Below are 21,550 nucleotides of genomic sequence, written 5' to 3' on the forward strand. Positions count from 1 at the left end.
CTTATAATGGCTCTGGGCATTGCTCAGAGCTTTTTTTGATCTTTAGGACGGGAAAAGCAAGGAATGCAAAAAGCAACACAAGATAAAAACGTAATTCAAATTAGCACCCCTGTTGGTAAAGATGCCCTCTATTTAACTCGTTTTGTTGCCCAAGAGGCAATGTCTGATTTGTTTGTTATGTCTGCCAATATGTACACTATTGGAAAGCAGATCGCGCACGAAGACTTAGTGGGTAAACCTGTATCTATTAAAGTAAAAAATGCAGATGGCGGTGGTGAGCGTTACTACCACGGCATTGTTAGTCATTTGGTTTCAAATGGCAGCCGTACGGCTGATGTTGACGAGCAAAAAAATTATATAGATTATCAAGCGACGATAGTTCCATTCGCAGCTTCAATGCGCAATCGTAAAAATAGCCGCATTTTTCAAAAGAAAACAATTAAAGAAATATTTGCTGATTTATTTGGCCAACACAATGTTGCCTTTAGCGATAAAACCAGTAAAACCTACCCTAAATATGAATATTGTGTTCAGTATCAAGAATCTGATTTTGATTTTATTCAGCGCTTATTCCAACAAGAAGGTATATTTTACTTTTTTGAACACTCAAACAGTAACCATACGCTTGTATTAGCTGATGATATTACGGCTTACGAAGTATGTAATGAAGGCAAAGTTGTATTTTCAACTGGCCATTTAAGCGAATCACACGTATCGCGCTGGCAAGGTGGCTTAAGCATTGCCCCTGGTAGTTTTAAACGTGTTGGTTACGATTTTAAACAGCCATCACGATACCCAGATGGCGAGCAAGCAAACGCTGAACTTCCTACTCAATCGGTCTCTGAAATTTTTGAATACACGGGCGAGCAAGAGTGCCACCCGCGCGCTGCTAATCTAGCGTCTGTGCAGCTAGAGTCACTGCAAAGAGACATGAAGCTTTCTAGTGGGCGCAGTGATTGCCGCTCATTTACTGTAGGTAAGTTATTTAGTTTTAAAAAGCACGAAGACCCACGTCTTGAAGGTAAAACATTTGTTATTACCTCTATGATGACTTCAATTACAGTACCCAACCAATCAGGTTCGCAGCAGTCATCGGTAGAAGAAGTTTATTCAAATCACTTTGAATGTGTCCCAAAAGAAATCCCTTACAGAGCACAAATAAATAAGAAAAAGCCTGTAATAAACGGGGTCCAAACGGCAATCGTAACTGGCGATAGCGCTGATGAAATTATGATTGACCAATATGGTCGTGTAAAAGTGCAATTTGATTGGGACAGAGAAGGCAAAAAAGATTCTAAAAGTTCGTGTTGGATCCGCGTTGCCCAAAACTGGGCTGGTAAAAAGTGGGGGGCTTTTTTCTTCCCTCGCGTTGGCCAAGAAGTACTTGTGGATTTTATAAATGGCGACCCAGATCAACCAATAATAAGTGGGGCCGTGTATAACGCAGACTTAATGCCTCCGTATGCATTACCAGCAGAAAAAACGCAAAGTGGCATAAAAACGCGTTCTACAAAAGAAGGCGGAGCAGATAATTTTAACGAGCTTAGGTTTGAAGATAAAAAAGGCAGTGAGCTGGTTTATCTTCAAGCAGAAAAAGACAAGCAGCTCTATGTTAAAAACGATCAAAACGATAAGACAGATCACGACCACAACATCGAAATTGGCAACGACAGAAAAACAGATATTGCTAACAACGACACCCTTAATGTTGCTAAAAATCGTATTGCCGAAATGGGTGAAAACGATACTTTAAAAGTAGGTAAAACATTAAATATAGAAGCGGGTGATGAAATAGTTATTAAAACAGGCTCTGCACAAATTAAAATGAGCAGTAATGGTAATATAACTATTGAAGGCACTAATATAAATATTAAAGGTAGTAATGTTAAAGTTGACGGCAGTGCTATTACTTTATCAGCTGGAATGATTAAATTAAATTAGTGCAAATATGGAAATAATAAATAGCTTTCATTCAGGACTTAGAAACGGCATTAATAATAACGGATATGTTGTATATTGCCGTTATGGGCTTGCGCATTTAATATGTTTGCCAATTAATAGGCCAGACGATCCATTGCTAAATCCAGCATTAAGTCACCTAAAAGCAATGAATGGTTATTACGCTGGTCAGTTTTTAAATAATTTACACCCAGTATTAAATAGTGAAGATGTTGTGTCGGGATTATACCAATATGCTATGCAAAGCCCTGTTGCACTTTCAGATTATTCTCAAAGTGAATTAATAGAGTGTTTATCTCTATTAGTGGCGCATAGCAAGTTATTAATTATCCCTTTATTTGATTAGTTTTATTTAAAAATATAAACAGACAAGGAGTCTTTATGGGCAAGCCCGCAGCTACAATTGGTCACATGCATGTATGTCCTAAAACAACCGGCACAGTGCCGCATGTAGGCGGCCCTGTAGTTATTGGTTCAACTAATGTCTTAATTGGTGGAATGCCGGCTGCGCGTAAAGGCGACATGATGGTGTGTATTGGCCCACCAGATAGTATTAAATCGGGTTCTGGCTCGGTTAAAATTAACGGTAAGCCTGCAGCTAGAATGGGCGATGACAGCTCCCACGGCGGTAAAATTGTTGTTGGCAACCCTACAGTATTAATAGGTGGCTAACCTTGCTATCTACATACCTAAGTAATCATAAAGCGCAACTGCTAGCAATTAGTGAAGCACAATATTGCCCTTTTACATGCGTAGGTTTTATAAAAACACTTAAAACAAAGCTATTAGAAGCATGTTGGTTAACGGCTAAGAAAAATAACGTCCCACAAAAATTTAGCCAGCCAGATTTAGTGCAATTAATCACTTTTTTACAAAGTGACCCCAATATTGATTCCACTGCACAAGCATGCGTTGAGGTAATGGCTAATTTGCCTCAAAACATTAACTTAGCGTTTATTAACGCTTTAATGAACGAGCCTACCTTACATAGCCTAACTAAATTAATTATTTATAAAGTTCTATTACAACAACATAGCTTGAATTTAATCGCTTATATTGACTTAAAAACTTTGTGCTTTGCATTAACCACTGACAAAGAGTCACTTGAGCATTTACAGCCAGCGTTGGAGCAAAATTTATTAATAAGTAGCCAAGCCAAAAATACCGATGTAATAAATACGTTTAAACACATATGCAATGCCGGGCTTATTAATTCTCCGTTAATGTCGCTTTTTTTATTATCACTCAGTTGGGAGCAGGTAAATGTAGTTGGCAACCATGCAAGCAACACTTTAACGGTTGACCAAACCATGCAGGTATTACTGCAAAGTAGCTTTGCAAAATTAATTCCTTTAGCTAATACTTTTTTAAATAAAGTTGAAGAACCATGTACCATTATTGCTTTAATAAGACGCTTGCTTGGCGATAAGCTTGATTTATTAGTGAGCTTTGAAACACAACTGCAAGCATGGCAAGGTGATGAGTTATCGTGTAGTGAATTTAAGCGCCAGTTACACACTAACTGGCCAAAGTTTGAGGGCGAGCTTTCATCTTCGCGCTTAATAGCAGGTAAAGCGCTAAATACTAAGTTAAATGCTATAGAAATGTCTGCTATGGATAGCTATAGCCAAGCTGTATTTAACTTATATAACTACTACCAACACCCTACTGCTAAAAAGTTAGCTGCGGAGGCCGTGTTGTGAGTGCTTTTAATATTAATATGGAGTGTTTTTTAGCGCCATTTTCACAAGACATAGATGAGCTTTTATACGGCGAAGAGTCAGCATCAAATGAGTTTAAAGAATGGCAATCGTGGAATGCATGTATTTACGATTGCATATTAAAAGCAAAAGAATTATTTGCAAAAGTTGAAGACCTACAAGCGCCTTTAGTTTGGTTGCTTCCTGCGCTTGAATACCAAGGCGAGCTTAAGCACCTTTTGGCAAATAGTTTAAAACAGTTATTTCCACAGCATGTAAGTCATATTTTGTTTTATGGTGCTACAGGCGCTAATGCAATGATCGAACTTGTGCAAAAAAATCAGTGGAAAAAGGTTAACGTACTTGCAGTAGACGCTACACACAAAGCAAATATAAACGGTGAATATACTTATCAAGGTGTTGGTGGAGCACTTGCAACTGTTACAGCGGTTAAAACTGGTTGGATGCAACAAAGCCACGAACTGGCTCCATCTGTAGATTTTATAAAGCATAACCAATTAAGTGGGATTTTTTCTAACATTGCGCTTAATAGTAAAAAACAAATAGATTTTATATGTGCGCCAGGTAATGGCGTAAACCACGAAAGCGATGTGTGGTTAACAAATTTACAATTGCTCAGTAATTTAATTAGTGAGCATACACATTATGAATTACCTAATTACAAATTAGGTAAAATTGGTGCGCTTGAAGGACTCGTCAATTTATATCAATTGACCTCAAGCCCGGCTATTGTAAATCACTTTAAACACGCGTTAGTGATTTCTCAAGAACAATCAAAATACCAGGCCGCAGCATCATACTTATGGATAAGTGAGGAAGTACACAACTAATGCAAAGTAATACAGTTGTTTTACAAGGAACAAGTTACCCCATTTGCCTCGTTGCTGGTAAAGGCCAAACGCCTTCTGGCTATGCACCTGCAGTAGCAAACACGGCACAAAGTGCTAAACAGCAAATAGCTGAAATTGGTGGTGCGCTAACTGGCGATGCTGCCAAACGCCTCGACGTAATTAACTTATTAAATAGCGCAGGCGTTAGCTGCCCACGCAGCGCCTCTGCCCGCGAAACCGCAAGTGCACTTAACCAAGCTTTAATAGCTGGCGCTGTAACGTGTTATCACCAAAAAGCAAAGTCATCTATTCAAGTTAGTGATAACACCAATAGTGGAGCAGCTGGCAAAAAGTCGAGCAAAAAATCAAGCTCAACAGCATCAGGGAAAAGCGCATCGCAAGCACCCGCTAAAAACACTGGCGGTGCAAGTAATAACACCGCAAGCGAAGAGCCCATTACAAATCAAGAGTGCCGTTCAGATCCGGTATCAATGCTTTCGGGCGAAGAAATTCTCCCGCTCATCGACTTTACCCTAGCAGGGAGTCGGCAATTAGTGTGGCGACGTTTGTATCGCTCATCTCATGCTGATGTGTGTACAACAATGGGTAATGGTTGGCGCCATGACTTTATGGCAAGCCTTACAGAGCATTATTTGCCGCCGCCAAAAGTGGGTCCTAAACAAAAAGGCACTTACTGGTTAGAGTACCAAGACGAGCACGGCGCTAAACATAAATTTGAAAAGGTAAAGCCTGGCCAATCGAGCTATCAGTTAAGTAGTAACCTTGCACTGCATTACCAAACAAATGGTAAGCAAGTACTTGTAACGCCAGATGACCAACACCTTACGTTTAAACCAGGCGAAAGCGCGTGGTTGCTTGAAAAAATAATTAACGAAAAAGGCCAAAGCATCGCGTTTTATTACGATGCGAAAGAGCGCCTACACCGTATAGAAGTAAACAAAGTACGTGGCTGTATTATTAGCTACAACGCGCAAGGTTTATTAAGCAAAATAGCAGCGTACTGCACCGATAAAAATAACAAACAGCAATTACTTTCACCATTGCTTGCAAGCTACGAGTACGATGAAAACAAAAACCTTGTTCAGTCAACTAATCAGCAAAACGAAACTGAGCGCTACGCCTACAACGCCGCTAATTTATTAACAAAGCGTACCCGAGCCAGTGGCTTTAGCCATCATTTTGAGTGGGATAGCTACTCACCCAGTGCTAAATGTATAAAACAATGGGGCGATAACAACACCTATACCTACCAGTTTGAATATAACTTAGAGGCTGGAGAGACAACCTGTATAGACTCACGCGGTCATAAAGAGCACTTTGTACATAACGCGCAAGGTAAATTGGTAAAACATACCGACCCTAACGGCAATGTTTGGCAATATACATACAATGCGCAAGGGCAAAAGCTCAGTGAAATAAAGCCCGATAGCAGCACAACGCGCTATAGCTACACACCTTTCGGCCAATTAGAAACAATAACGCAGCCAGATGGTAACCAAACCCATTTTGCATACAACCAACTTGGGCAACGTGTACTAACTACCTTACCTGATGGCCAAACCATTACGCGTAAATACAGTGTGGCTGGCTTATTACAAAGCGAAACCTTTGGCGATGGCCGTACCACGTTATACAGCTACGATAAGCTCGGCCAGTTAACTCAGCATATAAATAAAAACGGCCAAATCACCAAGTTTATTTGGAACGAGCAGGGCGAGCTATTAGCAAAGCATTATAACGATGAATTAATACGTTACAGTTACGACAGCCTAGGCCGAGTAAATGCCACACTTAATAACGCAGGGTTACTCACTCAATATAAATACAATGAGCACGGCCAGCTTACGCAAACAATTGCCTTTGATGAAAAAGAGCCTGAAAATAAACAGCATCAAAATTTTAGCTACGACGAAGCTGGGCGATTAGTTAGCTCGCAAAACAGCAAAGGCGATACCACAGAGCAACACTTTGAAGGGCTAAGCCAACCGCATTGTGTTATTCAGCCTGATGGCAGCGCACTGCATTTAACATACGACAAAGAGCGAAACTTAACAGCCATCGAGCGAAGCGACGGCCACGTATACCGCATAAGTTACGACGCTAACGAAAACCCAACACAAATAACCGGGTTTGATGGCACGCTACAGCAGTATAAATATGATGCCTGTAATCGCTTAGCCTCAGTAACGCAAAGTAATAAACGCCATGTAAAAATAGAGCGCGACAGCTTAGGCCGCGTAACTGCGCAGCATGCAAGCCTTGCAAGCGACTCACATATCGTTAATAACGCCAATTACTACAGCTATAACCTGCAAGGTAAAATTACGCGTGCGCATAACGCGCAATCAACACTTAAACAACACTTTGATAAAGGCGGGCGGCTACTGTGTGCCGAGCAAGTAAATAACCAGCAACAAGCGCATACCTTAAAATACAGTTACGACGAATACGGCAGAAGGCAAACCCTTACCCTGCCAGACTCAACCACGCTTAAATACAGCTACAACCAGTTTGGCCAGCTAAGTGCTATTTACTTACAGCAAGCCAATAGCAAAGAGGGTGAGCTCGCTGAGCCGCTTGTAACACTAGGCTACGACAGCCAAGGTAATATTAAAACCCAACAGTTTGGTAACAGCATTACCCTTACTCAACAGTTTGATGTATTTAACCGTTTAACGCAGCAAAAGCTTACACACCCAGCGCAAACATTATTTGATACCTGTACGTACAATTACGACAGCGTAAACCAGCTCATTGCCCGTAAAAACGAAGGCGTAAGCAGCCAAAATATCAATTTTGAATACAACAGCCTAGGGCAATTAGTACAACAAACTTTAGCAAGCCCACGTGCTGACACAACTACACATTACCAGTGGGATAGCTTTGGTAACCCGCAAAGCCAAACAGTAAAATCAAACACAAGCGATACAGAAACTAGCGAGATTGCTAACTGCGAGCAGGGTACAAAACATGATGCAGCCAGTAATGAGCATACAGCCAGCTCTTCTATTGATTTAACACGCGCCACGCATAGCGAATACAAAGAGTTAGTACCAAATAATAGTGAAAGTAGTAGTAAAAATAGTAGCAAAATAGACTCAGTAATTAATAATGAAGGCACTAACAACACCACAATAAACAGTGCCACCGACGCCGACCGCCTAACACACTTTGGCGACAGCGACTTTTACTACGATGAGTTTGGTAACCAAATACGCGAAACCGGCAAAGGCATTAAAACCCGTCGTGAATACAACGCGTTTAACCAGCTAAGTTGCTTTAATAACAGCGGTACGCTCACGAAATACGACTACGACCCACTCGGGCGTCGTATCGCCAAGCACACCGAGCACGGTAAAATTGACTACATTTGGGATAACGACCAGTTAATCGGTGAATGCCAGCACGGTGAATATACTTGGTATATTAACCTGCCAAATCAATTTCACCCAGTCGCACTAATTAAACAAGGTGAGGTGTACTACTACCACCTAGACCAGCTTAACACCCCACGCTTTGTAACCAATAACAAAGCAGAAGTAATATGGGAAAACCAAGCCGATGTGTATGGTTATGAAGAGCCAGAAGCCGAGCCTGACACGAATAAAGAAAACACCTTCACCCAGCCAATCCGTTTTCAAGGGCAATATTTAGATGAAGAGAGCGGCTTACATTACAACCGTTATCGTTATTATAGTCCCAAACAACAACGCTTTATAAACCAAGACCCGATAGGGTTAGTAGGTGGCATAAACCACTATCAATATGCGCCGAACCCGGTGAATTGGGTGGACCCGTTTGGGTTGATGTGTAAGGAGGGTGAAACCTCACTGAAAGAGGCGTTAAATAATAGCACTCAATCGGGAGTAATTAGTCGTGAGCTCTCGGAACAGTTATTACAAGCTGCTTATGATGGGCAATTAACTCCAAAAGAAATAAAGAACGCATTAGATAGCAGCACTCAAAATGTTCGAAGTTTATTATCTAATACAAAGAATGAAAATGTTTTTGTAGCAGAATATACAGAGCCCAATAGTTTAAACGAAGCAATACGCCGATTAGAAAAAGCAAGAGCTGACCTATTAAATAATGGTTATGAGCCAAAATTTACTCAAGAACAACTCCGGAATATGGCTAATGAGAAGGAAATTAAAAATCGTTTTTACGTTCGCCTAATTTTTGGAGATTCAGGTGAATCAGTAGATGGAAAGCTAGGCTTCCCTAGACCGGATACAGGCCGAGCACCATATTGGTCTACAACATTTGAACAAATGGAGGCCGCAGATAGTGATCCTCATTTGATAGCTGCATTATTTGGAATCAATGATTACAAAACTGAGCAGAAATTTTCATTAGCAATTATAGATATGGAAAATATGCCTGAAGCTGCTGAAAGGGAAACATTTATCCCAACATATGAAAATGTAATAAGTTTTGGGAAACGAGAATTACTATCTGATTTTGAAGATCGAGGGATAGATAACCCTGATATTATGAATCAAATAATGAACCCAGAGTTTAGTGTGTACTTCAAAAAAAGTATAATTGAATATAAGGAAGCTGGCGGAGATATTTATAACGAAAAAAGTTTTACTGAATATGTGGAGTCTAACTCTTCTGAAGATTCTGATTTGTTGATAGCTCGATTTCGAACCATGAATCAATTAGGTGCTAATGAGCTATTTAGCGGGAATGGTCTTACTGAAGTTGATCTTGAATCACCTTGGGGGAAGCACGTAAATACTAAATATGGTGTAGTTGAAACGTTTACCTTTGAGCGTGACCCTATGACAATAAACCAATTAGGAGATGCTGTTGCAATAATTCCAGCAACTCCGCTCCCAGTTAACTAATAAGGAAATTTATGAATTTACTTAACCCTTTTAATCTTGAGTCTCATTACTCTATTTTTTTTTCAGCTGACCATATTGGGTTTGATGATGAGAAGTTATTTATAGTTTTAGATAGCAAAAATACAATTTTTTTAGGATTAACCCCGGCCAAATTCGGTAATCCCGACATCCCAAACTATTATGTTTATCAATTAGAAATTCGCAAGGAATCTATTAAGTGGTTAATTGATTGTATCGAAAAGAAATTCTGGTTAAGCGCAGCTCAGGGGGGGTTACCTAAAGGACAGTATAGTTATAAAGAAGATGTTGATGGTGAAACCTTAGCTTTATATAGAGAAATGAATATGGGAGCTAAAGGACAAAAGGGTTTTCGTTTTACTAACTTTTCGAGGCCAAATAGGAAAAGAGATAAAAAATTTCAAGACTTTTTTGTAACCGATATTATGTTAATTGAAGGTGGATTATTAGATGAGTTAAAAAAAATCATAAGCTTATAGTTTTGTACTGACGAAATCAAAATAGTATTGATGATGTACTTAGGGTAATAACAAGAATAACTAAACTTAATATTTGACGTTACAGGGCAAATCGATTAAAGCCCACTTAATTTACAAATTAAAAGGAATTATTTAATGTTTGGGAATGAATACCAACGCCACAAAGAAAGACAATTAAAAGTTCGACTTAGTCATGAAATAAATCAAGCAAGGCTATTTAAAGATATTGACAAACTTCCGGGGTTGACTGGCGCTGGGGTTATGTATATTGACTCAAGCTTTACGGTTGTAGAGTTGAGAGCTTATAGTGGCTCATCTTTAACTCGTCCGAAAATAGTACTTCGCGAACAACCAAAAAATATGAATCAGCAAGAGTTTGCAGGTCATTTGAAAAATAGTCAGAGTAGTGCACGGGAATCACGTTTAGTTGGAGAGGTTGCCGGTACAGTTTTAAGTTGTAGTGCGGCTGTGTTAGGCTGGATAGTCGTTTTTGGTAGTGCTGCGGCGATCCCAATTTCTGGCGGAACAAGTTCTGCCGTTACATATTTAGCAGTGGCTGCCAGTACGGCGAGTTCACTTCAATGCATTAACGGTGGCGTCAGAACCTATAACGAAAGCGTAAACCCTGAATTAAATGACTTATATGACTCTAAGGAATGGTATCAGAATGTAACTATGGCGCTTGATGTAGTTTCATTGGCTGGAGCTGCCGCTGCCGGTGCTGCAACTTTAAAAGCAGTTAAACTACTAAAAGCAAATACCAATAAAACTACCGAGGCTCTTCTAAAGGGTCTTTCTAGTAGTGAAAGAAAACGCTTAACCCAAGATATAATTAGGTTGAATCACCCTGGCGTTTCTAACCAAGTATTGAAGAAGATGATCAGAAGCGGACAATTCCCTAAGCGCTATAGCGGTGTTCAAATTACCCAAGCATTGAGATTACAGCTTAAGGATACTATTGGCGCATCTTTTAGTTTTGGGGGAAGTGCGTTATCTGGAACGGTGAATTCACTTGCAATTGGAATATATGAGGAGTTGAGTAAGTAGTGTCTAAAAACGATGAGGTATTTCTATTATTTCCACCATGGAAGCTTTTACGTAGGTTTCTATTAGTAACAGTGCTCTTACTTTTGGGTACTGTATACTCCGGAATGACTGTGTTAACGCAATACTTTGATACAGATCCTGAGTGGCTGTTAGGTATTTTATTTTCTGCTGGGATAGCATTTTGCCTTATAAACTTTAAAGTAAGCCAAGGCTCTTTTTTTTGCGCAAATATATTAAAATTCTATGCTTTATTTTTAGCTGTGATTTGCTTACCAACTTTTATAATTTTAGAAGGTAATGGGTATTATATTGCAACAGCTATCAATATAGCCTTTATGTTGCTCTCTTTTTATTTAATTAAAGGAGAAAAATACCAAGGTCTTATTAAATATCAGTATGATTTTTTTAAAGATATAAAAGACGCTCGTGCTGCTGTCGAAAAAGAAATGGCAAAAGGTAACCGAAGGAACAAAAAGTAATAAATTTTATTTACCTTTATTCAATTTAGAACTCTAGGGAGCTATAAACGCCTAAGCTAAGGCGCTATAGAAATGATATGGAACAACAAAACCAACAAACACTAACTAACCTTGTTTACGATATATATGAAGACCCAACTTTAATGGAAGAGCATCAAGTGCTTATAAACCCTTTGTTGAGCGATTTAGTTGCCACTGCGCCAGCTGGGTTTGAGGGTATGGCGACGATGATTAATACTCATATTTCTAATGGGTTTAAATTCAAAAATCCTAAAATACAAAAATTTGAACTTGAGTCGGGGCTTTTAAAACTTAAAACGTATTTTCAAAAAATAAACCTATAACCCCCATCATAATTACACACTCAATTTTTAATATTAATGCAGCACTAGTGCTGCATTAATTTTTTCTCATCAAGGATGATCTATGAGCCTTATCACCACGAGTATTCTAATGCTGTTTTTACAGCCTTTATTTGTATATTTAGCTCTTTTTAAAGAGTCAGATCGGAGTACTCCAAGCCGTTCATTAGATAACGAAGATGCTATGTATCTTTTTATAGCACCAGGGTTAGCTGTATTTTATTCTGATAACTTTTGGCAGGCGTTACTTTATTTAGGAAGTGTATGCCTACTAGGTTTAATGCTTGCCATTATTGTAAAAAGCAAAGCTAAAAAACGATTAACAAGAGATGACGCTATCGGGTTTACTATTGCCAGCTTTTTATTTTTTTGGATTATAAAATTAATTATTGGTGGGGTAGCGTATCTTTTTAGTGAAAATGCCGCGAATGTTTCAGCGCCTGTCATAGGTGAACAAACTTATTCATCAACTACAGGTGAGCTTTTAAACTGGGGCTATTTATATTATCAGTTTTGGCCAACGCTATACTTTTTACTCTTTATGTTAGCAACATTAGTTATAAAAATAATTGAGAGCCGGTTTAATAAACATTCATTTTCAGGCTCGCTCTTAATATTGGGCGCAGTTTTGGCAGGTGTATCACCGTTATTTGGGCATGCTTTTATTTTAGGCGTTATCGCAAACTTTTTTATATTTTTTGTTATGTGCACGGCATGTATAGAAATTGATAAAAGGAGCGATCCTTCAGCTGGTGCTATTAGTTTTATATATGGTTTTTTGCTTGTGGGCGGTATCGCGTTTAGTAGTATTGGTAAATTAATATATACGCTATTTTATAATTAAATTAGGATTGTTTTTTGATTAAAAAACATGCAGTATAATTGTACCTAATTAGTATGTTCCCCTACTTTTTTTAATATAAATATGGTTGGTGAAATTAATTGGCCATAAACATTAAGTAGCTTATAGCTAGGTCTTGGGAGAGTGTTTGCTTTGTTTTTATCGCGTTTAAAAATTTTTGTGTTGGTAATAGTCTCTATTGCCGTTGTTTTTTTTACTACATCACAGGCTTGTGCGGATATGTTTGGCTTTTTTAATAAACAAGAATTTTATTTATCGGCTCCAGTAAAGGGGCAGTTATTAGATAATGGGCAGCCAGTTGCAAACACTAAAGTAATGCGCTCACTCACCTATGGCGATGAATACGTTGACGAAACCACAACAGACGAACACGGTTATTTTACTTTTACAGAAAAAACAATAAAGACAGGTAAGCCCTCTAATATGTTTGATAACGACTCGTTGGTTCAACATATTTATTTAGAAAACGGCACGCCAGAAGGAATTGTTTTATGGTACACGCTTGTTTCAATTCATGAAAAAAGTGACACACTTAAAGAGCTTCTTGCACACTTGAAGTGTGATATTTCTAAAGAGCCGCAAACATACGATATTCCAATTAAAGAAGATACCAGCCACGCTTTTGCGATTTACACATCATGTAAACTTTAACTATTAATTTAAAGGGAACTTATATGAATACTTTGACGCCAACCCAAGCGGTACAGTTAGCTAACCTTGCTTATAAAGCAAAAAGCATTAAAACCACTAACCTACTTCATCGTTCACTTCATGCATCTTTGCGCGACAATTTTAACTTTTCAGTTAACCCTGGCGCAGTACAAGGTGTAACGGGAGGTTTTTTCTCCCATTTATTTAATTTAAGTACGGGTTTTGCTTTAGTAGGGCATGGGCTTGGCGATTATCAGGGGGATTCAGTTATAACAATTCGAGGTACTAACTCGCTAAGAGATGGCTTAACTGATGGCCATTTTGGTTTAAGTGGAGGCTCAAATGGCAGTATGGTGCATGCTGGGTTTAATAAGACCTTTTACAGTATGAAGCCCGCGTTACAGGAGTTTGTTGAAGCTAATATCAAAGATAAAGTAACTGATTGTATTCATTTAGTTGGCCACAGCTTAGGTGGTGCATTAGCGACGCTTTCTGCCGATTGGATTAGAGCTGAATATTCAATACCTGTAAAGCTATATACGTTTGGCTCACCGCGCGTTGGGCTTGAAAACTTCTCTCGGGCTGCGACATCAAGAATTGATAAAATTTATCGCTGTACTCATGGTGCAGACCCAGTTGCTAAGGTACCTTTGTGGCCGTTCTCGCATGCACCTTATAGCGGTCAAGAAATACGCTTAGATAATGGGCAAGGTTTAAAAGGTGCTGCCCATACTCTCAATGGTACGCCTGGCTATATAAACACAGCCAATAGTAATAATTGGAACAACTTAACCATTCAAGCTAATCATTTTTTGAGTACCCCTGTACGTTTGAAGTTTGAAGATAGAAATCAAGCCTCTTTTACTTCCCACTGGGCTGATAAACTAGGGGCTGCGTTAGTCACACTTTTAAAAGATGCCGGCTATTACAGTGCAGTTGCTGCCCAAGCTGCTATTGGTACTGGGCTCACTTTTTACGATATGTTGGCGCGTACTTTAGATAAAATAGCTAAAGCGTCAGCCTCGTTTGCAACACAAACCTTAGGTTTATTAGGGCATATGTTAGTGTTTGCAGGCAAAGTAATTAGTAAAGCGGTGGAGCTTACATATAGCTTTATAAAATCGGTATTCGATTCAACCCTAGGCGCTCTATACCGAGCGGCGAGAGAGGGGCTAAGTGGCTTAGATTAACTTTAATCTAGCCCTCAATCTCGCTCTAACAAAATAGCACCACTTTGGTTTTCGCCTAAGTGGTCATTTTTGTTATAAATAGGGCATTTACTCATAGATAAGCACCCACAGCCAATACATCCATCAACGCGATCGCGCAAACGCTGCATATACGCTATTCGCTCGTCCAGCTGTGCTTGCCATTGCTTTGAAAGGGCTGCCCAGTCTTTTTGCGTGGGTGTGCGCTGATCAGGTAATGTGGCCAGAGTGAGTTTAATTTCATCAAGGGTTATTCCCATTGCTTGTGCGGCTTTTATTACCGCTATACGGCGCAGTACATCTTTTTTATAGCGGCGTTGATTGCCGCCATTTCGCCAGCTACGTATTAGTCCTTTTGTTTCGTAAAAATGTAGGGTTGATACTTTTACGCCGCTACGCTTTGCTACATAACCCACGGTTAGGTTGGCCTCAGTTAGTTTTTTTTGATCTATTGGCATTATTTTTAATTTCCGATTGACCTCAATATAACTTGAGGTTTTAAGCTTCTTGCAACATTAAAAAAGGAGCTAACTAAATGCAACAAAAACTTGAGCGTAGCACTGTTATTATTTATTCAAGCGCACGCAAAAATGGTAATACACAGGCGCACGTTAATGGATTTGCAGAGCAAAATAATGTGCGTGTAATATGCTTAGATGATTATAAAATTGCGCCGTACTGCTATAACAAAAGCTATAAAAATGATGATTTTTACGCTGTGTTTGAAGCACTTTTAAAATATGAACATTGGGTGTTCGCGTCTCCTGTATATTGGTACAGCACCACGGTACAAATGAAATTATTTATCGATAGAATAACCGATTATATGGACGATGAAGTATTAAAACCTAAGCTTCGTAGTTTACGTAGTAAGCATTTTTCAGTGCTTTCTAATGCGTCATCAAGTGAAGCCCCCGCCTGTTTTGTAGAGCAGTTTAAAAGTACGTTTAGTTATTTAGGTATGCAGTTTATTAACCACAGCCATAAAAGTACCCAAAAAGTTGCTTAAATTGCAGCCTTTTTTGGTTGTCTCTGGTAGTTTAGTAATAATCTTAAAAAACACAGGACTGTTTTATGAAATATTTACTATTGTTAGTGCTGCTTTTTAGCCCTTTAATATATGCTACAGAGCAACCAATTAAGGGGTATGGTAATTATTACAATGTCCCCGAGCATGATGAAATTAATGACGCTACGGTATTTAAAATAGCATTTGATGTTGCAGATGGCGCTGAAAAAGGCTCGCAAAATAATTCAATAAATTCGCTAGCGCGTTTTATTAACATGCATGTGGCGCATGGCGTAAAGCCTGAAAACATACAACTTGCATTAGTTGTGCACGGCAGCGCAAGTGTTGATGTGTTAGCTAATAGCGAATATAAAAAACGCTTTAACGCTGACAATAAAAATCGAGCGTTAATTGAGCAGCTACTAGCAAACAACACTAAAGTGTATGTTTGCGGGCAATCTGCTACTCACTTTAAAGTAACGCCAGCGCTTTTAATTGAGGGTGTAAAGATGTCGCTTTCAGCTATGACCGCTCACGCACAACTTCAACAACAAGGCTATACGCTCAATCCATTTTAATGACTCAAATAATAAAAAACATTCTCTGCTTTGGGGATTCAAACACATGGGGCTTAAACCCTGTAACGGGTAAACGTTTTGATGAAAATACCCGTTGGACATCACTTTTAAATAAACACTTAGGGTGTGGCTTTAACGTAATAGAGGCAGGGCAACCTAATCGCACTTTAGTGCATAATCCCCCGTTTGACGGTGTGCTCAATGGTGTTAGCTATTTAAAACCTTATTTGGATAAGCATGATCTCGACCTTATTATTATAGCTCTTGGTACAAACGATCTTAAAAAACGTTTTAATTTAACACCTAGTTTAATAGCAGATGGCTTGAATGATTTAATTAACTCAATACACTTTTATTATCAGCAAGGTAGTACTTTAAAATCCCCTATAATTATTATTGCTAGCCCACCTAAAATAAGAATTACCGAGCAGTATTCACGTATTTATGAAGAGGCTGATACAAAAGCAACAGAGCTCTCTAGTGCATTTAAAAGCGTTGCAGCTAATAATAAGTGCGCTTTTATTGATCTTAACTCGTTTATTAACATAACAGATGGTGATGGGATTCATTTTGATGATATCCAACATTTGTCAATAGGCTTTAAAATAGCGCAATTGGTTCAAAACTCACTCAATAATTGTTAAATCTATCTGTGTGAATTTAATGCGACTTATGCAATCATCTAATAAAGTAGTGATATAAATTAACAACTTCGAGATGCTATGAAAAAGTACCAACAAAAATCTATTATAGCCGTTCTAACCGGAGTGTTAGTTTTTATAACTGGCTGTATTATTTTACTCAATTTTGCAGCGCAGCAATTAACAGCACAAACAAAGTCAGATGCTGAGTATATTCTCACTCATGTAGAAGGTGCAATTGCAGAGAGGCGTCGAATACTTACCCCATTAAATAAGCTTGCGTTTAAACAGTGTGACAACACAACTCTTCTTGAGATGCGCCGCGCTTTATTTGACGCAAAATATGTAATTGATATAGGTTTTTTTAAAGATAATCAGCTAGTTTGTACTACGGGTGCAGGCTTATTAAGTAAACCAATTAACGACAAACAGCCTGACTTTATTCGAGATGATGAACAGGTGAGGGTTCGTTTTGAGCCAGAGCTTTATCTATTATTATTTAGTGAGCGCCCTATGGAGGTAATTATAGTCAGACAAGGGGACTATAATTTAATTATGCAGAGTACTCCCTTTACCAACATTGGCATTACTGTGCCAGATTGGGAAGTTGTTTATAAAACACCAAATACTTTGCATCATTTAGCAGGTAAAGAGGATCTCTACCTTCAAGTAAAAAACAATGTTTTCTTTCCTTACGAAACTAATTTAGTTTGCAGTTCTACAAATAGTCAATATTGTGTGGTAGTGCACTTACCTTGGAGTCTGTTTTTTTCTAATAACCACTTATTACTAATAATTTCGTTAATTTTAACCTGTTTAGCGGGAATATCGAGTGCGTTAATAGTTGATGCAAGAATTGCTGCACGTCGCTCTATTAATCAGCGTATTCGTAAAGGACTCAAAAAGGGATCATTTTATTGGACTTACCAGCCTATTATTTGTTTGCAAAGTGGCAAGCTGATTGGTTGCGAGGTACTTGCACGTTTTGAAGATAAGTACGGTGTTTTATTTCCAGATGAGTTTATTCCGGTTATTAGAAAAAACAATTTAACCTGGATTTTTACTGAGGCCATGATTGCCACTACAATCAAAGAACTAACCTCTATAGAGGTATTGCCTGAAGGCTTTAAAGTGTCGCTTAATATATTTCCGTGTGATGTAGAGCTGGGTAATGTCTCGTTGTTACCACAAATTACAGAGCTTACCAATTCACGCTTTATTATTTGTCTAGAGATAACTGAAGACGAATACCTTGATACAAGCATCGCGCATGCTCATTTTAGAACCTTGGTTGAGTCTGGGTTTAACTTATCATTAGATGACTTTGGTACGGGTTATTCAAATTTAAGAAACTTACAAAATTTGAGCTTTCATCAACTTAAAATTGATCGTACGTTTGTTCAAGATATAACAACTGAGGGCTTAAAAGCCTCTATGATCCCGAATATTATGGAACTTGTGCATAAGTTTAATTATACCTGTGTAGCAGAAGGAATTGAAACCACTGAGCAAGAAGCCATTTTAAAAACAGCGGGTGTGCATTACGGACAAGGCTGGAAGTACGGTAAGCCCATGACTGCGTCTAAATTTAAAAATTATATAACTAGTCAGCATTTTTAGATCTCAGCTGCCATACTAAACGTATCGGTATGAAATTTATAAATATTAGGTTTATTATGATCAAATTAACATTAAGTGCTTTTGCACTTTTACTACTTAGCGCATGTACAACACAGTACCCAAACCAGCAATTAACAGGTAAGCAGTTCCCAAGCATTAGTGGCGAAAGCTTAGAGCAAAGTATGGTGACTATACCTAGTGATTTTAAAGCAGATAAAACACTACTGCTCATTGGGTACAAGCAAGACAGCCAGTTTGATATAGACCGTTGGTTAATTGGTTTAGATATGGCGGGCGTAACGCTCCCTACCTACGAACTACCAACCATTGCCGGCATGGCACCACGTATGTTTAGCACATTTATAGACAGCGGTATGCGCAAAGGCATCCCTAAAGAATTATGGGGTGGGGTAATCACTATTTATAAAGATGGCGAGACTGTTCAAAAGTTTACAGGTAATCAAAGCCCAAATAACTCACGTGTTGTACTTATAAATAGCAGCGGCGAAATTTTATATTTTTATGATCGAGGTTTTTCGGTTGATGCACTTAATAAATTAAAAGAGACGATAGAATAATTACCCCTAAAGCTTAGTTTACGATAATGTATATTTAAGGTTTTAATAATTACTAAGCTACTAATCCGATCTGTTATTTATCTTACAAAAAACTGTTAAAACAAAAGTAATGTAGGTTATGTATTGATTTAATAGGTTTTTATCTGTTTAAGGATGAGAAACGATAACTTTATTTTAATACCAAAATCTCATTGTAAGTTGTATTTGATTTAGGTAATGTAGTGTAAATGTTTCAAGGACGAAATTTATGCCCCATAAAAACTCAGTATTCGTAAAAACTACATTTCAATCATCTTTTCATTCACACAACTACACAGCTATTTTAAGAACACTACAGGCCTTGTATGGTGATATTAAAATGGACGATGTTATTCCTAAAGCTGAGCAGCGTGCAAATTATGATTTGTTTTTAATAGATGGTGCTAAAAGCAAATGGCAAGATCTCATTCCCGCAGACCTTATTTGTTTAGCTAAACACCATAGTGTTGTTATCTTTAATGTTGATAAAGAAGATGTGTGCGAGCAAAACTTATTGCTTAACCATTTTAATGGTGTTTTTTATAAATCTGATGCGCCAGAAGATATTTTTAAAGGGTTAGTTCGTGTTGATACTGGCGAGCTTTGGTTTACGCGTAAAGTAATTTCAAAAGCTTTTAACGACATTTTAGCCGTGGCATCATCATTTAATAACCTACATGACGACATTGAATTAAAGCAAGACGATTACGATCATTTAACAAAGCGAGAAAAGTCCGTTATTCATTTAATTGCACAAGGTGCGAGTAACAATACAATTGCTGATAAGCTCAATATTAGCGACCACACTGTAAAAACACATTTGTACAGTGCGTTTAAAAAAACTAACTCACGTAACAGGGTAGAGCTTGCGAATTGGGCTCAGCGTTACGTTTCTGTTTTATTACCAATGGCTAAATAAATAGCATATATAATCTCAATTTCTCCCATAAAAAAGGCTACTGTTAGTAGCCTTTTTTATTTGTGATGACGGCCTGAGTAATTAGCTCACTTTTTTAGCCCATAAGCCTTTATCAATGCCTTTTGTTATAAGGTCTGTCAGTGCTTTTTCTATTGCCTGAGTTACACAAATACTCATAGGTTCGTTGTCACTAAAGCCGGCTTCAGCTTCAGCTAGACGTTTGTAGCTTACGTATCTAAAAAAGCCTGCACGCATCTCTTGACTTAATACTTTTTTGCTGGTGGCCACACTAAGCAACACTTGACCTGTACGAACATCCACAGCGCGTAGATAAATTGAAATAGCATCTTCACGGTAAAGCTCAGATGCGCCTATACCAAAGTATTCCATACCTAACCCACCCGTTTTCACATTGGTGTCATAGCTTATAATACCGCCCTCTAAAATGATTTTAGCTGTGGTAAGTGGAGGTAACTCAGCCTGGTTAGGGTTATCAGTTTGGCCTGCACGAATGATTTTTCGCTCAGTTAAAATGTTTTGTAAACCTTCACGCTCAACAGGTGTAAACCAATCAGATTCATGCAGTGCTTGTACGAGTATTGAGTTAGCACCTTGAGTAACGGCAGTCGAAAACGAACTAACGTTAGTTTGTGGTTTATATTGACCTGTTTGGTCTCTAAATGAGTAGACCGATACCGGAATGCTGCCAACAGGTTTTGGTAAATTTTTTAAATCTGCAAATAATTCAGTTGGTTCTAGGCTAATTGCTTTTTGCTGTGATGGTGGAATAAGCTTACCTAAACTTGTACAGCCGCTCAAACCCAGTAATGTTATTGTTATTAGTAGTTTATACATTATCCAAACCTCGGTACTTCAATGATCACAACAGAGTCATCTAATATGTTTGTTATTTTTACTGTAATAGAATCGGTTGTGCTGGTTATAACTTCAATTTGATAATCACCACTCATAAAAATTGAGTCCTGATTAAAAATACTATCTTCAATATCCTCACCAAAAGCCATATCGGTAATTTCTCTTACCATGCGGTTTAAGTATGTGCGCTCTAAAGAGTCTTGAAATTGTTCAGCGTAACCTTTTTCGATTACCGGAGCCTTGTGCTTATTTTGAGCCTGTGCTTTGCTCAGCAGCATATTTGCATTGAGTGGATTACCACCAAAGCTTGGATTTATTGGGGTGTAAATTATTTCAGTCGCGGAAGCTGAAAAGCTTAATATTGTTATTATTATAAGGGCTATTTTTTTCATTTTACCATCCATCTTTAGCCATATCTGGTGTTGATGCAGCCATGTTTGAGCGAGCCATTGCATCTATTACTGTATAAACAGCTTGCTCAACACGTTCATCGAGGGGTTCTAATCTGCGACCTAAATAAGTCGCGTAAACAAGTTGGTTATTCATTATTAAAGAAAGTTGTGTACCCGCTTTTGGTATTACGGTTTCTTTTATTTCAATATTAAAACCAGCTGTTGAAGGGAGATCTCGCCAGTAGTTTGAAAATTCATAATAAAATTGATGACCAAAGCGGCTAATACTTCTATCAAGTAATAAGCCATCTATTTCTAGTTCATCCGCAGCATGAGTTGCCCCAGAAAAACATAGGAAAAGTGTGAGTAGGTAACGATTAAAGTTAATATTTTTTTTCATAATTTAAAAAGGGGAGAGGGTCGCTCTCC

The 21,550-nt window shown here is 38.3% G+C and carries 23 protein-coding genes; 19 read left to right on the plus strand and 4 right to left on the minus strand.

Annotated features, from left to right (window positions below; all coding sequences use genetic code 11):
- The first annotated feature begins 63 nt into the window (after positions 1–63).
- From AC5NT5_RS17950 to AC5NT5_RS18010, 13 genes are all read left to right on the plus strand, one after another.
- The gene (locus tag AC5NT5_RS17950) at positions 64–1,941 is read left to right on the plus strand and encodes a type VI secretion system Vgr family protein (protein ID WP_076924330.1); all 1,878 of its coding nucleotides are present in this window, start codon (positions 64–66) and stop codon (positions 1,939–1,941) included.
- A 7-nt stretch (positions 1,942–1,948) separates the two neighbouring features.
- Positions 1,949–2,305, plus strand: coding sequence for a hypothetical protein (locus tag AC5NT5_RS17955; protein WP_182671935.1), 357 nt, complete (start codon positions 1,949–1,951; stop codon positions 2,303–2,305).
- 35 nt (positions 2,306–2,340) lie between these two features.
- The gene (locus tag AC5NT5_RS17960) at positions 2,341–2,631 is read left to right on the plus strand and encodes a PAAR domain-containing contractile injection system baseplate protein (RefSeq protein WP_024595244.1); all 291 of its coding nucleotides are present in this window, start codon (positions 2,341–2,343) and stop codon (positions 2,629–2,631) included.
- Positions 2,632–2,633: 2 nt separating this feature from the next.
- The gene (locus tag AC5NT5_RS17965; protein WP_494513684.1) at positions 2,634–3,662 is read left to right on the plus strand and encodes a hypothetical protein; all 1,029 of its coding nucleotides are present in this window, start codon (positions 2,634–2,636) and stop codon (positions 3,660–3,662) included.
- Positions 3,659–4,510 (plus strand): hypothetical protein, encoded by an 852-nt coding sequence (locus tag AC5NT5_RS17970; RefSeq protein ID WP_182674943.1) that lies wholly within the window; start codon positions 3,659–3,661, stop codon positions 4,508–4,510. Before AC5NT5_RS17965 ends, AC5NT5_RS17970 begins: the two co-directional genes overlap by 4 nt.
- Positions 4,510–9,384 carry an RHS repeat-associated core domain-containing protein gene (locus AC5NT5_RS17975; RefSeq protein ID WP_494513685.1) on the plus strand — a complete coding sequence of 1,625 codons (4,875 nt, stop codon included), beginning with the start codon at positions 4,510–4,512 and terminating at the stop codon, positions 9,382–9,384. Before AC5NT5_RS17970 ends, AC5NT5_RS17975 begins: the two co-directional genes overlap by 1 nt.
- 11 nt (positions 9,385–9,395) lie before the next feature.
- The gene (locus tag AC5NT5_RS17980; protein ID WP_055020040.1) at positions 9,396–9,881 is read left to right on the plus strand and encodes a hypothetical protein; all 486 of its coding nucleotides are present in this window, start codon (positions 9,396–9,398) and stop codon (positions 9,879–9,881) included.
- A gap of 135 nt (positions 9,882–10,016) precedes the next feature.
- A complete protein-coding gene (ssp4, locus tag AC5NT5_RS17985) occupies positions 10,017–10,928 on the plus strand; it encodes an Ssp4 family T6SS effector (RefSeq protein WP_494513686.1) in 912 nt (303 codons plus the stop codon).
- Positions 10,928–11,407 carry a hypothetical protein gene (locus AC5NT5_RS17990; protein WP_024598513.1) on the plus strand — a complete coding sequence of 160 codons (480 nt, stop codon included), beginning with the start codon at positions 10,928–10,930 and terminating at the stop codon, positions 11,405–11,407. Before ssp4 ends, AC5NT5_RS17990 begins: the two co-directional genes overlap by 1 nt.
- Before the next feature lie 77 nt (positions 11,408–11,484).
- Positions 11,485–11,751, plus strand: coding sequence for a hypothetical protein (locus AC5NT5_RS17995; protein WP_494513687.1), 267 nt, complete (start codon positions 11,485–11,487; stop codon positions 11,749–11,751).
- Positions 11,752–11,833: 82 nt separating this feature from the next.
- On the plus strand, positions 11,834–12,613 hold the full coding sequence (locus tag AC5NT5_RS18000; RefSeq protein ID WP_494513688.1) for a hypothetical protein: 780 nt from the start codon (positions 11,834–11,836) through the stop codon (positions 12,611–12,613).
- A 237-nt stretch (positions 12,614–12,850) separates the two neighbouring features.
- Positions 12,851–13,282, plus strand: coding sequence for a DUF6795 domain-containing protein (locus AC5NT5_RS18005; protein WP_253188801.1), 432 nt, complete (start codon positions 12,851–12,853; stop codon positions 13,280–13,282).
- Positions 13,283–13,305: 23 nt separating this feature from the next.
- Positions 13,306–14,472 carry a lipase family protein gene (locus AC5NT5_RS18010; protein WP_076924320.1) on the plus strand — a complete coding sequence of 389 codons (1,167 nt, stop codon included), beginning with the start codon at positions 13,306–13,308 and terminating at the stop codon, positions 14,470–14,472.
- Between the two features lie 14 nt (positions 14,473–14,486).
- On the opposite strand, the gene soxR is transcribed toward AC5NT5_RS18010, so the two are convergent.
- Entirely contained in the window at positions 14,487–14,948 is a 462-nt protein-coding gene (soxR, locus tag AC5NT5_RS18015; protein ID WP_494513689.1) for a redox-sensitive transcriptional activator SoxR, read from the minus strand.
- Between the two features lie 77 nt (positions 14,949–15,025).
- Here soxR and AC5NT5_RS18020 point away from each other — a divergent pair, with 77 nt between their 5' ends.
- From AC5NT5_RS18020 to AC5NT5_RS18045, 6 genes are all read left to right on the plus strand, one after another.
- Complete coding sequence (locus AC5NT5_RS18020) at positions 15,026–15,499, plus strand: flavodoxin family protein (RefSeq protein WP_494513690.1); 474 nt, start codon at positions 15,026–15,028, stop codon at positions 15,497–15,499.
- 65 nt (positions 15,500–15,564) lie between these two features.
- The gene (locus AC5NT5_RS18025) at positions 15,565–16,077 is read left to right on the plus strand and encodes a DsrE family protein (RefSeq protein ID WP_494513691.1); all 513 of its coding nucleotides are present in this window, start codon (positions 15,565–15,567) and stop codon (positions 16,075–16,077) included.
- Positions 16,078–16,085: 8 nt separating this feature from the next.
- The gene (locus AC5NT5_RS18030; RefSeq protein WP_494513829.1) at positions 16,086–16,721 is read left to right on the plus strand and encodes an SGNH/GDSL hydrolase family protein; all 636 of its coding nucleotides are present in this window, start codon (positions 16,086–16,088) and stop codon (positions 16,719–16,721) included.
- A gap of 78 nt (positions 16,722–16,799) precedes the next feature.
- Positions 16,800–18,338: an EAL domain-containing protein gene (locus tag AC5NT5_RS18035; protein ID WP_494513692.1), complete on the plus strand. Its 1,539-nt coding sequence runs from the start codon at positions 16,800–16,802 to the stop codon at positions 18,336–18,338.
- A 56-nt stretch (positions 18,339–18,394) separates the two neighbouring features.
- Positions 18,395–18,916, plus strand: coding sequence for a hypothetical protein (locus AC5NT5_RS18040; protein WP_039486600.1), 522 nt, complete (start codon positions 18,395–18,397; stop codon positions 18,914–18,916).
- A 247-nt stretch (positions 18,917–19,163) separates the two neighbouring features.
- Positions 19,164–19,853, plus strand: coding sequence for a response regulator transcription factor (locus tag AC5NT5_RS18045; protein ID WP_494513693.1), 690 nt, complete (start codon positions 19,164–19,166; stop codon positions 19,851–19,853).
- Between the two features lie 81 nt (positions 19,854–19,934).
- Here the strand turns inward: AC5NT5_RS18045 and AC5NT5_RS18050 are convergent, their stop codons facing one another.
- The 3 genes from AC5NT5_RS18050 to AC5NT5_RS18060 are packed head-to-tail and all read right to left on the minus strand — an operon-like array spanning position 19,935 to position 21,521.
- Positions 19,935–20,708: a CsgG/HfaB family protein gene (locus AC5NT5_RS18050; RefSeq protein WP_182197166.1), complete on the minus strand. Its 774-nt coding sequence runs from the start codon at positions 20,706–20,708 to the stop codon at positions 19,935–19,937.
- Positions 20,708–21,133 carry a curli assembly protein CsgF gene (locus AC5NT5_RS18055; RefSeq protein WP_024595597.1) on the minus strand — a complete coding sequence of 142 codons (426 nt, stop codon included), beginning with the start codon at positions 21,131–21,133 and terminating at the stop codon, positions 20,708–20,710. Before AC5NT5_RS18055 ends, AC5NT5_RS18050 begins: the two co-directional genes overlap by 1 nt.
- A complete protein-coding gene (locus AC5NT5_RS18060) occupies positions 21,123–21,521 on the minus strand; it encodes a curli production assembly/transport protein CsgE (protein ID WP_024595596.1) in 399 nt (132 codons plus the stop codon). The genes AC5NT5_RS18055 and AC5NT5_RS18060 overlap by 11 nt, the downstream gene beginning before the upstream one ends.
- Positions 21,522–21,550 lie beyond the last annotated feature (29 nt).

The organism is Pseudoalteromonas sp. J2K-J599 (genome assembly GCF_059295115.2).

Excerpts from the sequence above, each read along its gene's own strand:
- AC5NT5_RS18060 (WP_024595596.1), bottom strand. The coding sequence starts at position 21,521 with ATGAAAAAAAATATTAACTTTAATCGTTACCTACTCACACTTTTCCTA.
- ssp4 (WP_494513686.1), top strand. The coding sequence starts at position 10,017 with ATGTTTGGGAATGAATACCAACGCCACAAAGAAAGACAATTAAAAGTT.
- AC5NT5_RS18025 (WP_494513691.1), top strand. The coding sequence starts at position 15,565 with ATGAAATATTTACTATTGTTAGTGCTGCTTTTTAGCCCTTTAATATAT.
- AC5NT5_RS18050 (WP_182197166.1), bottom strand. The coding sequence starts at position 20,708 with ATGTATAAACTACTAATAACAATAACATTACTGGGTTTGAGCGGCTGT.
- AC5NT5_RS18055 (WP_024595597.1), bottom strand. The coding sequence starts at position 21,133 with ATGGATGGTAAAATGAAAAAAATAGCCCTTATAATAATAACAATATTA.
- AC5NT5_RS18000 (WP_494513688.1), top strand. The coding sequence starts at position 11,834 with ATGAGCCTTATCACCACGAGTATTCTAATGCTGTTTTTACAGCCTTTA.
- AC5NT5_RS18020 (WP_494513690.1), top strand. The coding sequence starts at position 15,026 with ATGCAACAAAAACTTGAGCGTAGCACTGTTATTATTTATTCAAGCGCA.
- AC5NT5_RS17995 (WP_494513687.1), top strand. The coding sequence starts at position 11,485 with ATGGAACAACAAAACCAACAAACACTAACTAACCTTGTTTACGATATA.
- AC5NT5_RS18010 (WP_076924320.1), top strand. The coding sequence starts at position 13,306 with ATGAATACTTTGACGCCAACCCAAGCGGTACAGTTAGCTAACCTTGCT.
- AC5NT5_RS18035 (WP_494513692.1), top strand. The coding sequence starts at position 16,800 with ATGAAAAAGTACCAACAAAAATCTATTATAGCCGTTCTAACCGGAGTG.
- soxR (WP_494513689.1), bottom strand. The coding sequence starts at position 14,948 with ATGCCAATAGATCAAAAAAAACTAACTGAGGCCAACCTAACCGTGGGT.
- AC5NT5_RS18040 (WP_039486600.1), top strand. The coding sequence starts at position 18,395 with ATGATCAAATTAACATTAAGTGCTTTTGCACTTTTACTACTTAGCGCA.
- AC5NT5_RS17955 (WP_182671935.1), top strand. The coding sequence starts at position 1,949 with ATGGAAATAATAAATAGCTTTCATTCAGGACTTAGAAACGGCATTAAT.
- AC5NT5_RS17980 (WP_055020040.1), top strand. The coding sequence starts at position 9,396 with ATGAATTTACTTAACCCTTTTAATCTTGAGTCTCATTACTCTATTTTT.
- AC5NT5_RS17975 (WP_494513685.1), top strand. The coding sequence starts at position 4,510 with ATGCAAAGTAATACAGTTGTTTTACAAGGAACAAGTTACCCCATTTGC.
- AC5NT5_RS18005 (WP_253188801.1), top strand. The coding sequence starts at position 12,851 with ATGTTTGGCTTTTTTAATAAACAAGAATTTTATTTATCGGCTCCAGTA.
- AC5NT5_RS17950 (WP_076924330.1), top strand. The coding sequence starts at position 64 with ATGCAAAAAGCAACACAAGATAAAAACGTAATTCAAATTAGCACCCCT.
- AC5NT5_RS17960 (WP_024595244.1), top strand. The coding sequence starts at position 2,341 with ATGGGCAAGCCCGCAGCTACAATTGGTCACATGCATGTATGTCCTAAA.
- AC5NT5_RS18045 (WP_494513693.1), top strand. The coding sequence starts at position 19,164 with ATGCCCCATAAAAACTCAGTATTCGTAAAAACTACATTTCAATCATCT.